The sequence below is a fragment of the Streptomyces sp. NPDC052036 genome (assembly GCF_040680495.1).
Lineage (GTDB): Bacteria > Actinomycetota > Actinomycetes > Streptomycetales > Streptomycetaceae > Streptomyces.
The window spans coordinates 249,702-262,224 of sequence record NZ_JBFAWW010000003.1 but is presented as its reverse complement, the minus strand read 5'-3'; the positions used below and the strand labels follow the sequence as shown (position 1 = coordinate 262,224).

The window sequence follows — 12,523 nt, the reverse complement described above, 5'->3', positions numbered from 1 at the left end:
TGGTGGCGGATCCGCTCAACGGCGGAGGGCGGCTGCCTGCCGTTCACTCGACGCGCTTTCCCCGACGGCGGCGCCCGGGGCGGTCTCGCGGCGCTCCAGGGCGGCCGAGAGGAACGCGAGCAGCAGAGCGGCCACAGCGAGAACGGCGCCCACCCAGTTCGGGGCGGTGTAGCCGAGACCGGCGGCGATGACGATGCCGCCGAGCCAGGCCGACAGTGCGTTGCCCAGGTTGAAGGCGCCGATGTTCGCGGCCGAGGCGAGGGTCGGGGCGCCGTGTGCGTGGTCCAGGACCCGCTTCTGCAGCGGAGGCACGGTCGCGAACCCAAGAGCGCCGATCAGCACGATGGTGGGCGCGGCGAGAGCCTTGTGGTGCGCGGTCAACGTGAACAGGGCGAGCACGAGGGCGAGCCCACCGAGCGACACATACAGCATCGGCATCAGCGCACGGTCCGCATACCGGCCACCGATGAGGTTGCCGCCGACCATGCCGAGGCCGAAGAGGACCAGCAGCCAGGTGACCGAGCCGTCGGCGAAGCCGGCCACCTGCGTCATCATCGGCGCGATGTAGGTGATGGCGGCGAAGACACCGCCGAAGCCGAGCACGGTCATCGCCATGGCGAGCAGCACCTGCACATTCTTGAAGGCGGCCAGCTCATGGCGCAGATGCACGCCCTCCGGCTTGGGTATCTCGGGCACGAGCTTCGCGACTCCGAGCAGTCCGAGCACGCCCAGCGCGGCGACCAGCGCGAAGGTGATCCGCCAGCCGGCCGACTGCCCGATCAGCGTGCCGAGCGGGACCCCGATGACGTTGGCCACGGTCAGACCGCTGAACATCATCGAGATGGCGCCGGCCTTCTTCTCCGGGGCGACCAGTTCGGCGGCGACCACCGAGCCGATGCCGAAGAAGGCGCCGTGGGCCAGCGAGGCCACCACCCGGCCCAGCAGCATCAGCCCGAAGACGGGGGCGATGGCGGAGAGCAGGTTGCCGATGATGAACAGACCCATCAGCGCCATCAGCATCCGCTTACGGGAGACCTTGGTGCCCAGCGCGGTCATGATCGGCGCACCGAACATCACTCCCAGGGCGTAGCCGGTCACAAGGAGTCCGGCGGTGGGGATGGAGACGCCGAAGTCGCCCGCCACCTCGGGCAGCACTCCCATGATCACGAATTCCGTGGTTCCGATTCCGAAGGCCCCGATCGCAAGGGCCAGAAGCGCGAGAGGCATACGGGCTGTACCTTTCAGACGATTGCATGAGCGCTTTGCGCCCCAACAACGTTAATTGCATACGCGGGATATATGCAACAGGCGTCTATTGCGATGGTGCTCTATCCTGGACACGAGCCGCTCCGGGACGGAGGAGAACGCCATGACAGCGACGGACCCCGCGCTCACCGCCCTCGCTCAGGGCTGGTGCGCCCTCTCCCTGCTGCACGGGAGAATCGAGGCCCACCTCGAACGAGCCCTGCAGGCCAAGCACGGCCTGAGCGTGCGGGAGTACTCCCTGCTCGACGTCCTCAGCCGGCAGCACGACGGCGTGGGCGGCCATCTGCAGATGAAGCAGGTCGCCGATGCGGTCGTCCTCAGCCAGAGCGCCACCACTCGGTTGGTCACCCGGCTCGAGGACCGTGCACTGCTCGCGCGCTACCTCTGCCCCACCGACCGCCGCGGCATCTACACCAATGTCAGCGAGGCCGGCCTCAAGCTCCTCGAAGAAGCCCGCCCCACCAATGACGCCGCGCTGCGCGAGGCACTCGACGAGGCGGCGAAGAACCCGGAGCTGGAGCCCCTCGTCCGTGTGGTCGAGTCGCTGAACGTGCCCCTCTCGAACCGCCTGCTCCCTGCACACCCGGGAGTGCCCAGCCCCGCATAGGCTGCGGACATGGGAGATCTTGAGATACGGCATGCCGTCGTGGACGACGTCCCGGCGATCGTTGCCCTGCTCGCGGACGATCCGCTCGGCGCCCAGCGGGAGTCACCGGACGATCTGACGCCCTACCTGACCGCGCTGGACCGGGTCGACAGTGATCCGAACCAGCATGTGATGGTCGCCGTCCGGGACGGACGCGTCATCGGCACCCTTCAGCTCACGATCATCCCGGGGCTGTCCCGCAAGGGCGCGAACCGCTCGATCATCGAAGGGGTACGCATTCACGCCGACGAGCGTGGCAGCGGTCTCGGCACTCAGCTCATCGAGTGGGCCATCGATGAATCGCGGCGCCGGGACTGCCAGTTGGCCCAGCTCACCTCCGACATCAGTCGCACCGACGCCCACCGCTTCTACCAGCGGCTGGGCTTCGAGGCCTCGCATGTGGGCTTCAAGATCCGACTCTGACACGGCGGTGTCCCGACCGGACGAGCGATGCCCTGCCCCGACCATGCGAAGGGTCCTGTTTCACGTGAAACAGGACCCTCCCCGGATCTGCCGAGCGACAACGCCTAGCCGATCCCCCGCCATCCCTCCGGATCCACTCCGCCGGGCACCGGGGCGCCCTCGTCGTACGGCCGGCGGGTGAAGACGAACGATCCGAGGTCCAGATGGCTCACGGACCCGTCCGGCCGCCGTACGGCCCGTAGCCGCTCTCCCGCGTAGTAGCCCTCCAGCCCCGTCCATGTGCCGTCGCCGTTCGCCCAGAACCGCGCGCGTCGGCCGCCACCGGCGAGCGGCCCCAACGACAGGAGCCCGTCCGCCGTGAGCCGCAGGGCGAAGGCCTGCGTGCCCCAGTACCACTGGCCCGCCAGCTCCAGTACGGACGGATCGATGCTCTTCGCCGGGCGCCACGGCTCGGGGATCCTGGGTTCGGCCTCGGCCACGATGCGGACGAGATCCGCACCCACGGCCGACAACAGCGGGCCGGAGGTGCAGTTGGCCAGGACCACGGCGGCGACATCGTCCTCCACGCTGAAGGTGAGGCAGGCGAGAAAGCCCGGCAGAGAGCCTGTGTGCCCGACGAGGAGCCGTTCACCCGAACGCCGGATCTCCAGCCCCAGACAGTAGGCGTACCCAGCCGCCACATCCGCGGCTTCGGGCGGAGCCGCCGGAGTGCGCATCTCCCGGAGCGACTCGGCGCTCAGCACCCGCTCGTCGCCCTGGACCAGAAAGACAGCGAAACGCGCCAGATCCCCCGTGGTCGACCAGAGTTGCCCGGCCGGTGCCATCCGGCCGAGGTCTTCGGCCGGCTCGGGCAGCATGACATCGGCCCAGGGATGCACCGCCCAGCCCCCGGCGTGCGGCGCCTGCGGGCTCGTACTCGTGCGGTGCAGGTCCAGGGGTTCGAGCACTTCGCGCCGGAGGACCTCCTCCCACGGAGCTCCGCGCAGCTCCTCCACAAGCGCTCCCAGGAGGGTGTAGCCGGGGTTCGAATAGTGGAACCGCCGGCCGGCCGTATGCAGGTGCGGCTGCTCACCGAGCACATCCGTGAGCGCCGGGCGCAGCGAGCCGGGTGTGCGTTCCCACCATGGCCCGGGCGTCTCAGCCGCAAGCCCGCCCGTGTGCGCGAGCAGTTCGGCGATGGTCGCCTCCCCCGTCCCCGTACCGGGCAGATGCTTCTCCAGCGGATCGCCGAGGTTCAGAGCGCCCTCGTCACGCAGCCGCAGTACCAGGACGGCGGTGAAGGTCTTGGTGATCGAGCCGATCCGGTACTGCACGTTCTCATCCGGGGCATGGCCCTCCACGGAGGTGCGCGCGCCGTGCCACACCGCCCGTCCGTCCCGGACGACCGCGGCGACCAGTGACGGCGCCCGCCCCTCGGCCTGGGCCACGGCGATACGGTGCAGCAGAGCCCGCCGTGTGGCGGGGAGCAGTTCTTCCTGCGATGTCGTCATGACACCCAGTCCACCTGTCACGGAATCCCGCGTCGAGTCCATTTCCCCGGAGTCCCCCGCACTGTCAGGGTCTCGTGGCTGGTGTCGGAGACCGCCCTCATCACCTGTAGCTTCTCCACAGCCTCACCGCGTGTCGGGCATCGAAGTCTCAACTTCGTGTCGTTTCCCCTGCGGTTGCCAGGTGGTTGGGGGACCAGCACGCCGGTGCCGGGTCGGCGTGCTGGCTCTCGCCGACGCCGCCGGCGAGAGCCAGCCGGCCTGGTCGCGGGCTACCGGAGCGGAACCCGCGTGGACAGGCCTCCAGGTGTGCGAGCACGCCCGATCGCGCCGTGCGGCCGATGAGCCTTCCCGGGCCCCGGACTGACAGGCGGGTCAGCGCAGTCCGGCGAAGAGATCGTTCTCGGGTACGGCCGCGCCGGTGGCGTCCTGGACACGTACGAAGGTCTCCATGCCCATCAACTCGCCGAACCTCTCCTTGCCCATCTTGAGGAAGAAGATGTTCTCGCCCTGACTGGCGTGCGCGGCCAGCGCGTCGAACTTCTGACCGCTGAACGCGACGGTGTCCACCCACGTGGTGATCTCATCGTCGGGGAGGCCGATCTCGGCCATCGCGGCAGCCTCGGCAGGATCCGGCTCCGGCATGTCCTCATGAAACTCGCGCATGATTTCGCCGAACCGCTGCATCATCGAGCGGGGCATCGTCGTCCAGTACACCTTCGGTGTCAGCGCGGTCATCTTCAGCGCCGCCATCGTGATGCGGTGGGCCTGGATGTGGTCGGGGTGGCCGTAGAAGCCGTTCTCGTCGTAGGTGACGACCACATCGGGTCGGTAGTGCCGCATAAGTTCCGCAAGTCGGGCGGCGCCTTCCTCCACGGGGGTCTGCCAGAAGGATCCGGGGGCGTCGTTGCTCGGCCAGCCCATCATCCCGGAGTCGGCATAGTCCAGCATCTCCAGATCGCTGACCTTCAGGACGTCACAGCTCGCCTTGAGTTCTTGACGGCGCATCAAGGCGACGGCCGCCGAATCGTGTCCGGGATCGCCCGGCTTGACACCTCCCGGTCCGTCACCGCAACCGCCGTCGGTACACGTCACGAGAACCGTGCGGATGCCCTCCGCCGCGTACCGCGCGAGGACCCCTCCGGTTCCGGTGGCCTCGTCGTCGGGGTGGGCATGCACTGCCATGAGCGTCAAGGGCCGGTCAACCATGAAACAGTCCTCCTGCAGAAATTCGTCTCGGTCCGGGTGTGCGGCGGGTGTAAGGCGATCCCGAGGGCCCGGATCCCGTCGGGGCGACGGCCTTGTGGTCTCCGTGTCCCCCGCCCGTGCGGCGCCGGTCCCTCGGTCGATGCAACAGCGCCGTCCGGACCGGCTGTTCCCGGCGTGCACGGAACACCTCGACACCTCGGGTCACTGGGCGGTCGGGGGCGCCGGAATCAGAAGGTGATCTCCAGGCCGATGACGAGATGCCTGACAGGGCGGCGGGTGAGCGCAGAGACAAATTTGAGACCCTCCATGCACGGGGCTCAGGTCTGTGCCATGTCCACGAAGCGGGAGTAGTGGCCCTGGAAGGCGACCGTGATCGTGGCCGTGGGGCCGTTACGGTGCTTGCCGACGATGATGTCCGCCTCGCCCGCGCGCGGCGACTCCTTCTCGTACGCGTCCTCGCGGTGCAGCAGGATGACCATGTCGGCGTCCTGCTCGATCGAGCCGGACTCACGCAGGTCGGAGACCATCGGCTTCTTGTCCGTCCGCTGCTCTGGGCCTCGGTTGAGCTGGGAGAGCGCGATCACCGGCAGCTCCAGCTCCTTGGCCAGCAGCTTCAGGTTTCGCGACATCTCGGAGACCTCCTGCTGCCGGCTCTCGGACCGCTTGGAGCCGGACTGCATCAGCTGCAGATAGTCGATGACGACCAGCTTGAGGTCGTTGCGCTGCTTGAGGCGGCGGCACTTGGCGCGGATCTCCATCATCGACAGGTTCGGCGAGTCGTCGATGTAGAGGGGCGCGGCCGAGACGTCCGGCATGCGGCGCGCGAGACGGGTCCAGTCCTCGTCCGTCATCGTGCCGGAGCGCATGTGGTGCAGGGCCACGCGTGCCTCGGCGGACAGCAGACGCATGGCGATCTCGTTGCGGCCCATTTCGAGCGAGAAGATCACGCTCGGCAGGTTGTGCTTGATGGACGCCGCTCGGGCGAAGTCCAGGGCCAGCGTCGACTTACCCATGGCGGGGCGGGCCGCGATGATGATCATCTGGCCGGGGTGCAGACCGTTGGTGAGCTGGTCGAGGTCGGTGAAGCCGGTGGGCACACCGGTCATCTCCCCCGAGCGTGAACCGATCGCCTCGATCTCGTCGAGCGCACCCTCCATGATCTCGCTGAGGGGCAGATAGTCCTCGGCCGTCCGCTGCTCGGTGACCGCGAAGATCTCGGCCTGGGCGGTGTTGACGATCTCGTCGATGTCGCCGTCGGCCGCGTATCCCATCTGGGTGATACGGGTGCCTGCCTCGACCAGTCGGCGCAGGACCGCGCGCTCGTGCACGATCTGCGCGTAGTACTCGGCGTTCGCCGCGGTCGGGACCGTCTGCACCAGGGTGTGCAGATAAGGGGCGCCGCCGACCTTGGTGATCTCGCCGCGCTTGGTCAGCTCGGCGGCCACCGTGATGGGGTCGGCCGGCTCGCCCTTCGCGTACAGATCGAGGATCGCCTGGTAGATCGTCTCGTGCGCGGGCCGGTAGAAGTCATGGCCCTTGAGGATCTCGACGACATCGGCGATCGCGTCCTTGGACAGGAGCATGCCACCGAGGACGGACTGCTCGGCGTCCAGGTCCTGCGGCGGGACACGCTCGAAGGAGGCGCCACCGCCGTCCCAGGCGCGGCCGTCGTCACCGCGGTCGTGCTGCTCGTCGCGGCCCCGGCCGCCGTCACGGCCCCGGCGGGAGGCGGGGACACGATCGCTGGGACCGCTGTCGGCCCACGGATCGTCCAAGGGCTCGGAAATGCTCACCGGCCCGCCTCCTCCCGTCCGCCACGCGGACCTCGCCGTGCCCCTCATTTCTAGGGCACGACACTGACAAAGCGAGAAGCCCAGCTCCGGTTCGGACGCGACTTTTCGCGTACTTTCCCAAGGCGGGCAGGGGAGTGGGCGCCGCACCACGTTAGGCCTGTCGGCAGCGTCAGCCAATCTGGTTATCCACAGGCCATGTGGACGACGGCCCCGATGCTGTGGAGAACTCCGCAAAACCTGTGCACGACACGGTGGACAGCCCTGTGAACAAGCCCTCAGCTGATTGAGCGAACCACGCCTGACCTGCATCTTTGCCATCCACCGGCTGTGCAGAAGAAAAACTTTCCCAGCAGGATCAAGATCACCGCGAAGGGGGCACGAGGCCGCACCCCGCCCACACAGAAGTAAGGACCCGCAGGGCTTTGCATCTCTTACCTGTGGACGATTAGATTGGTGGCCGTGACACAGACTCCCGCGCCACCCGGCGCCACCCGACGCCGACATGACCGGGAGATCATCGGCCTGGCCGTTCCGGCCTTCGGCGCGCTCGTCGCAGAGCCGCTCTTCGTGATGGCGGACAGCGCGATCGTCGGCCATCTCGGCACCGCTCAGCTCGCCGGGCTCGGCGTCGCCTCGGCGCTCCTGACCACTGCGGTGAGCGTCTTCGTGTTCCTCGCCTACGCCACCACGGCCGCCGTCGCCCGCCGCGTCGGTGCGGGCGATCTGCGCGCCGCCATCCGCCAGGGCATGGACGGCATCTGGCTGGCGCTGTTGATCGGGGCGGCCGTCATCGCCGTCGTGCTCCCCACGGCACCGGGCATCGTGGAACTGTTCGGTGCCTCCCAGACGGCCGCCCCCTATGCGACGACGTATCTGAGAATCTCCACGCTCGGTGTCCCCGCCATGCTGGTCGTGCTCGCCTCGACCGGCGTGCTGCGAGGCCTGCAGGACACCAGGACACCGCTGTACGTCGCGGTCGGCGGCTTCGCCGCCAACGCGGCCCTCAATGTCAGCCTCGTCTACGGAGCGCACCTGGGCATCGCCGGCTCCGCCTGGGGCACCGTCATCGCCCAGTGCGGCATGGCCGCCGCCTATCTGTATGTCGTCGTCCGCGGCGCCCGTCGGCACGGCGCCTCGCTGCGACCGGATGCGGCGGGCATACGGGCCAGTGCGCAGGCGGGGGTGCCGCTGTTGGTCCGTACCCTCTCGCTGCGGGCGATCCTGATGATCGCCACCGCCGTCGCCGCCAGGCTCGGGGACGCGGATGTCGCCGCACACCAGATCGTCCTGTCGCTGTGGAGTCTGCTCGCGTTCGCCCTGGACGCGATCGCCATCGCGGGGCAGGCCATCATCGGGCGGTACCTCGGCGCAGGCGACGCACAGGGCGCCCGGGATGCCTGCCGCCGTATGGTCCAGTGGGGGATCTCCACGGGTCTGGCCCTCGGACTGCTGGTTCTCGCGGCGCGTCCGCTCTTCCTGCCGTTGTTCACCGGCGACACGGCCGTCCACCGCACGGCCCTGCCCGCCCTGGTCCTCGTGGCGGTCTCCCAGCCTGTCTGCGGCGTCGTCTTCGTGCTGGACGGCGTCCTGATGGGCGCGGGCGACGGCCCGTATCTCGCCTGGGCCATGGTGCTGACCCTGGCCGTGTTCGCTCCCGTGGCCCTGCTGGTCCCGGTCCTCGGCGGTGGGCTCACCGCGCTGTGGGCGGCGATGACGCTGATGATGACCGTTCGGATGCTCACGCTGTGGCTGCGTTCCCGTTCGGGTCGCTGGGTCGTGACAGGAGCGACCCGCTGAGCCAGGCCGCGACCTCACCTCGCGCCGTTTCACGTGAAACGGCGCCATCCGGGAGTCCAGCGGGACAGGGACAGCCGCCGGTCACGCGGAAAGGGCCGCACCCCACGGGGTACGGCCCTTTCTCATCTGCTCGAACCGAGCGCGGCGTCAGGCCGAGACGACCTCGATGTTGACCTTGGCGGCAACCTCGGGGTGCAGACGCACGGACGTCTCGTGGGCGCCCAGCGTCTTGATCGGCGTACCCAGCTCGATGCGGCGCTTGTCGACCTCGGGGCCACCGGAAGCCTTGATCGCCGAGGCGACGTCGGCCGGGGTGACAGAACCGAAGAGACGGCCGGCGTCGCCGGAGCGGACGGCCAGACGGACCTTCACGCCCTCGAGCTGGGCCTTGATCTGGTTGGCCTGCTCGATGGTCTGGATCTCGTGGATCTTGCGAGCACGACGGATCTGCTCGACGTCCTTCTCGCCACCCTTGGTCCAGCGGATCGCGAACTTCCGCGGGATCAGGTAGTTGCGAGCGTAACCGTCCTTGACGTCGACGACGTCACCGGCGGCACCGAGGCCGGACACCTCATGGGTCAGGATGATCTTCATGAGTCGGTCACCCTTTCCTTATCGCGCGGTGGAGGTGTAGGGCAGCAGCGCCATCTCACGGCTGTTCTTGACGGCCGTGGCGACGTCACGCTGGTGCTGCGTGCAGTTGCCGGTCACGCGGCGGGCACGGATCTTGCCGCGGTCGGAAATGAACTTCCGCAGCATGTTCGTGTCCTTGTAGTCCACGTACGTGACCTTGTCCTTGCAGAAAGCGCAGACCTTCTTCTTCGGCTTGCGCACAGGCGGCTTCGCCATGGTGTATCTCCTGTGTGATCAAGAAGTTGGGTATACGGCCCACCCTCGACCCGTCCGAGTCCGGGGACCCGGCACTAGGGCCTAGAAGGGGGGCTCGTCCGAGTAGCCGCCACCGCCACCGCCGCCGGAGCCGGAGCCGGAACCGCCGCCCCAGCCGCCACCGCTCTGGCCACCGGCCGGAGCGCCGGACGCCCAGGGGTCGTCGGCCGGAGCGCCGCCCTGCTGGCCGCCACCGGGGCCGCCGCCCCAGCCGCCGCCACCCTGGCCGCCGCCGCCGTAACCGCCCTGGCCACCACGACCGCCGGCCGCGGCCTTGGTGACCTTGGCCGTGGCGTTGCGCAGGCTCGCGCCGACCTCGTCGACGTCGAGCTCGTAGACCGTGCGCTTGACGCCCTCACGGTCCTCGTAGGACCGCTGCTTCAGCCGGCCCTGCACGATGACGCGCATGCCTCGCTGGAGCGACTCGGCGACGTTCTCCGCCGCCTGACGCCAGACCGAGCAGGTCAGGAAGAGGCTCTCGCCGTCCTTCCACTCGTTCGTCTGGCGGTCGAAGGTGCGGGGAGTGGACGCGACGCGGAACTTCGCGACCGCCGCACCGGACGGGGTGAAGCGCAGCTCGGGGTCATCGACAAGATTGCCGACGACCGTGATGACGGTCTCGCCTGCCATGGGGGAACCTCTCGGCGGGTTTGCTGCTGGCTGCTGGTGCTGCTACTCGAATCCCGAGATCAGCTGAGCGGAAGCTCAGTGGGTCTCGGGGCGGAGGACCTTGGTCCGGAGGACCGACTCGTTCAGGTTCATCTGGCGGTCGAGCTCCTTGACGACCGCAGGCTCGGCCTGCAGGTCGATGACCGAGTAGATGCCCTCGGGCTTCTTCTTGATCTCGTACGAGAGACGACGACGGCCCCAGGTGTCGACCTTCTCGACCTTTCCGCCACCGTCACGGACGACAGAAAGGAAGTTCTCGATCAGCGGGGAGACAGCACGCTCCTCGAGATCGGGGTCGAGGATGACCATCACCTCGTAGTGACGCATGTGGAACCCACCTCCTTTGGACTCAGCGGCCACGGTCGTTCCGTGGCAGGAGGGTTGTGATGCGTACGCAACAGTGCCTGCCAGTACTTCTGCCGCACTGACGATCGACGTCAGTACATCAGCCGCCACTGACAATCGGGGTCACCCGACGATTGACGTGGCTCGGCGTGGGCAGACACCGGTGCAGACGGTACAGAGTACCCGCACACGAGCTTCCGGTTGAAATCCGGCCGCGAAGGCCGTCAATCTGTACACATCGGGTGTGTATGGCGCTACGATGCGCCGCCTTCCGCAGGAGGTGCCCCATGGCACAGGTATTGCGACCCAACACCACCGGCTCTCTCTTCGCCACGGACGGTAAGGCTCATCCCGTCCAGGACACCTTGACCCTGGTGACCCTGGTACTCGGGCTCACGGCCTTCAGCACGGCGTTGGCGTCCCACGGCCTGCATCTGATCAGTTCCTGGACCGGCCTGGTGGGGATCTTCACCGGCGCGTACGGCCAGTTCATCTCCGTCACGACCCGGCAGCGCTTCGGACTGATCCTGGGGCTCGGTGCCTCGGCCATCGGCTTCTTCCTCGGCATGGCCCACGGCGGTCTCTTCGGCGGGCTCATCGGCAGCTGAGGGGTGAGGTCGCCGGCCGGACCGCGGGGCCGGCCGGCAACCTCCATGGGCACACAGGTTCCATACGGCCAGACGGGGCGCTCGCGGGGCGCAGTAGGCTTCGGCGCGAGAGCCGGAGCCCCTGTACCCATGGGGACACACCAGCCCGAGGAGCGCCCCGTATGAGTCTGACCCTGAGGACGATCAGTCGCGAGCAGCATCTGGCATACATCCAGAGCCTGCCGGCGGCGAGCCACATGCAGGTTCCGGCCTGGGCAGACGTCAAGGCGGAGTGGCGGTCGGAGAGCCTCGGCTGGTTCGACAAGACCGGCGAACTGGTGGGCGTCGGACTGGTGTTGTACCGCCAGCTGCCCAAGATCAAGCGCTATCTCGCGTACCTTCCCGAGGGCCCGGTCATCAACTGGTACGCGCCGAATCTGGACGACTGGCTCCAGCCGATGCTGGCGCACCTCAAGCACCAGGGCGCGTTCTCCGTGAAGATGGGCCCGCCGGTCATCATCCGGCGCTGGGAGGCCGGCTCCATCAAGCAGGGCATCCAGGACCCGGATGTGAAGCGCCTGCGCGACATCGAGGCCGACTTCATCGAGCCGCGTGCCTTCGAGGTGGCCGACAAGCTGCGCCGCATGGGCTGGCAGCAGGGCGAGGACGGCGGCGCCGGCTTCGGCGACGTGCAGCCCCGCTACGTCTACCAGGTGCCGCTCGCCAACCGTTCCCTGGAAGAGGTCCACAAGAACTTCAACCAGCTGTGGCGCCGCAACATCAAGAAGGCCGAGAAGGCCGGTGTCGAGGTCGTCCAGGGCGGCTACCACGACCTCGAGGAGTGGCAGCGGCTCTACGAGATCACGGCCGTGCGCGACCACTTCCGGCCCCGCCCGCTGTCATACTTCCAGCGCATGTGGACGGCCCTCAACACCGAGGACCCCAACCGCATGCGGCTCTACTTCGCCCGGCACAACGGGGTGAACCTGTCGGCGGCGACGATGCTGATCGTCGGCGGGCACGTCTGGTACTCCTACGGCGCCTCCGACAACATCGGCCGTGAGTTCCGTCCCTCCAACGCGATGCAGTGGCGGATGCTGCGGGACGCCTACGCGCTCGGCGCGACCGTCTACGACCTGCGCGGCATCTCCGACTCGCTGGACGAGACCGACCACCTCTTCGGCCTGATCCAGTTCAAGGTGGGCACGGGCGGTCAGGCCGCCGAATACCTCGGCGAGTGGGACTTCCCGCTGAACAAACTGCTCCACAAGGCGCTCGACATCTACATGTCGCGCCGCTGATGCCGGAGCCCGCGCCGGACCGCCCGAGCGGTCCGGCATCGCGTCGGCTCGACGGATCCATCACAATTCCCTCTCAGACCTCTGATACACCGCAGCCACGAGAAAGGTTCCG

13 protein-coding genes are annotated in these 12,523 nt (G+C 68.2%); 5 read left to right on the top strand and 8 right to left on the bottom strand.

Annotation, left to right across the window (positions count from 1 at the left end; all coding sequences use genetic code 11):
* Window positions 1-15: 15 nt before the first annotated feature.
* Window positions 16-1,227, bottom strand: a complete 1,212-nt coding sequence (locus AB0L95_RS07495; RefSeq protein ID WP_365158380.1) for an MFS transporter — start codon at window positions 1,225-1,227, stop codon at window positions 16-18.
* A 142-nt stretch (window positions 1,228-1,369) separates the two neighbouring features.
* On the opposite strand from AB0L95_RS07495, the gene AB0L95_RS07490 reads away from it, so the two are divergent.
* A complete protein-coding gene (locus AB0L95_RS07490) occupies window positions 1,370-1,873 on the top strand; it encodes a MarR family transcriptional regulator (protein WP_365158377.1) in 504 nt (167 codons plus the stop codon).
* A 9-nt stretch (window positions 1,874-1,882) separates the two neighbouring features.
* The gene (locus AB0L95_RS07485; protein WP_365158374.1) at window positions 1,883-2,335 is read left to right on the top strand and encodes a GNAT family N-acetyltransferase; all 453 of its coding nucleotides are present in this window, start codon (window positions 1,883-1,885) and stop codon (window positions 2,333-2,335) included.
* A 104-nt stretch (window positions 2,336-2,439) separates the two neighbouring features.
* Here AB0L95_RS07485 and AB0L95_RS07480 read toward each other — a convergent pair whose 3' ends face one another.
* From AB0L95_RS07480 to dnaB, 3 genes are all read right to left on the bottom strand, one after another.
* Entirely contained in the window at window positions 2,440-3,825 is a 1,386-nt protein-coding gene (locus AB0L95_RS07480) for a serine hydrolase domain-containing protein (RefSeq protein WP_365158371.1), read from the bottom strand.
* 372 nt (window positions 3,826-4,197) lie between these two features.
* Window positions 4,198-5,031, bottom strand: coding sequence for a PIG-L family deacetylase (locus tag AB0L95_RS07475; RefSeq protein ID WP_365158368.1), 834 nt, complete (start codon window positions 5,029-5,031; stop codon window positions 4,198-4,200).
* A 317-nt stretch (window positions 5,032-5,348) separates the two neighbouring features.
* A complete protein-coding gene (gene dnaB, locus AB0L95_RS07470) occupies window positions 5,349-6,824 on the bottom strand; it encodes a replicative DNA helicase (RefSeq protein WP_365158365.1) in 1,476 nt (491 codons plus the stop codon).
* Between the two features lie 459 nt (window positions 6,825-7,283).
* Here dnaB and AB0L95_RS07465 point away from each other — a divergent pair, with 459 nt between their 5' ends.
* Window positions 7,284-8,621, top strand: coding sequence for an MATE family efflux transporter (locus tag AB0L95_RS07465; RefSeq protein WP_365158362.1), 1,338 nt, complete (start codon window positions 7,284-7,286; stop codon window positions 8,619-8,621).
* Between the two features lie 147 nt (window positions 8,622-8,768).
* On the opposite strand, the gene rplI is transcribed toward AB0L95_RS07465, so the two are convergent.
* The 4 genes from rplI to rpsF form a co-directional block, all read right to left on the bottom strand.
* On the bottom strand, window positions 8,769-9,215 hold the full coding sequence (gene rplI, locus AB0L95_RS07460; protein WP_365158359.1) for a 50S ribosomal protein L9: 447 nt from the start codon (window positions 9,213-9,215) through the stop codon (window positions 8,769-8,771).
* Window positions 9,216-9,233: 18 nt separating this feature from the next.
* Window positions 9,234-9,470, bottom strand: a complete 237-nt coding sequence (rpsR, locus tag AB0L95_RS07455) for a 30S ribosomal protein S18 (protein WP_003949403.1) — start codon at window positions 9,468-9,470, stop codon at window positions 9,234-9,236.
* Window positions 9,471-9,551: 81 nt separating this feature from the next.
* Complete coding sequence (locus AB0L95_RS07450; RefSeq protein ID WP_365158356.1) at window positions 9,552-10,139, bottom strand: single-stranded DNA-binding protein; 588 nt, start codon at window positions 10,137-10,139, stop codon at window positions 9,552-9,554.
* 75 nt (window positions 10,140-10,214) lie between these two features.
* Window positions 10,215-10,505: a 30S ribosomal protein S6 gene (rpsF, locus tag AB0L95_RS07445; protein WP_004985983.1), complete on the bottom strand. Its 291-nt coding sequence runs from the start codon at window positions 10,503-10,505 to the stop codon at window positions 10,215-10,217.
* A gap of 305 nt (window positions 10,506-10,810) precedes the next feature.
* Between rpsF and AB0L95_RS07440 the strand changes: the two genes are divergently transcribed.
* Together AB0L95_RS07440 and femX are read left to right on the top strand one after the other, a co-directional pair.
* Window positions 10,811-11,131 carry a hypothetical protein gene (locus tag AB0L95_RS07440; RefSeq protein ID WP_365158353.1) on the top strand — a complete coding sequence of 107 codons (321 nt, stop codon included), beginning with the start codon at window positions 10,811-10,813 and terminating at the stop codon, window positions 11,129-11,131.
* Between the two features lie 161 nt (window positions 11,132-11,292).
* Window positions 11,293-12,411, top strand: a complete 1,119-nt coding sequence (gene femX / locus AB0L95_RS07435; protein WP_365158350.1) for a peptidoglycan bridge formation glycyltransferase FemX — start codon at window positions 11,293-11,295, stop codon at window positions 12,409-12,411.
* Window positions 12,412-12,523 lie beyond the last annotated feature (112 nt).

Coding starts and splice junctions, on each gene's coding strand:
- AB0L95_RS07475 (WP_365158368.1), bottom strand. CDS start 5,031: ATGGTTGACCGGCCCTTGACGCTCATGGCAGTGCATGCCCACCCCGAC.
- AB0L95_RS07480 (WP_365158371.1), bottom strand. CDS start 3,825: ATGACGACATCGCAGGAAGAACTGCTCCCCGCCACACGGCGGGCTCTG.
- rplI (WP_365158359.1), bottom strand. CDS start 9,215: ATGAAGATCATCCTGACCCATGAGGTGTCCGGCCTCGGTGCCGCCGGT.
- rpsF (WP_004985983.1), bottom strand. CDS start 10,505: ATGCGTCACTACGAGGTGATGGTCATCCTCGACCCCGATCTCGAGGAG.
- rpsR (WP_003949403.1), bottom strand. CDS start 9,470: ATGGCGAAGCCGCCTGTGCGCAAGCCGAAGAAGAAGGTCTGCGCTTTC.
- femX (WP_365158350.1), top strand. CDS start 11,293: ATGAGTCTGACCCTGAGGACGATCAGTCGCGAGCAGCATCTGGCATAC.
- AB0L95_RS07485 (WP_365158374.1), top strand. CDS start 1,883: ATGGGAGATCTTGAGATACGGCATGCCGTCGTGGACGACGTCCCGGCG.
- AB0L95_RS07490 (WP_365158377.1), top strand. CDS start 1,370: ATGACAGCGACGGACCCCGCGCTCACCGCCCTCGCTCAGGGCTGGTGC.
- AB0L95_RS07495 (WP_365158380.1), bottom strand. CDS start 1,227: ATGCCTCTCGCGCTTCTGGCCCTTGCGATCGGGGCCTTCGGAATCGGA.
- AB0L95_RS07440 (WP_365158353.1), top strand. CDS start 10,811: ATGGCACAGGTATTGCGACCCAACACCACCGGCTCTCTCTTCGCCACG.
- AB0L95_RS07450 (WP_365158356.1), bottom strand. CDS start 10,139: ATGGCAGGCGAGACCGTCATCACGGTCGTCGGCAATCTTGTCGATGAC.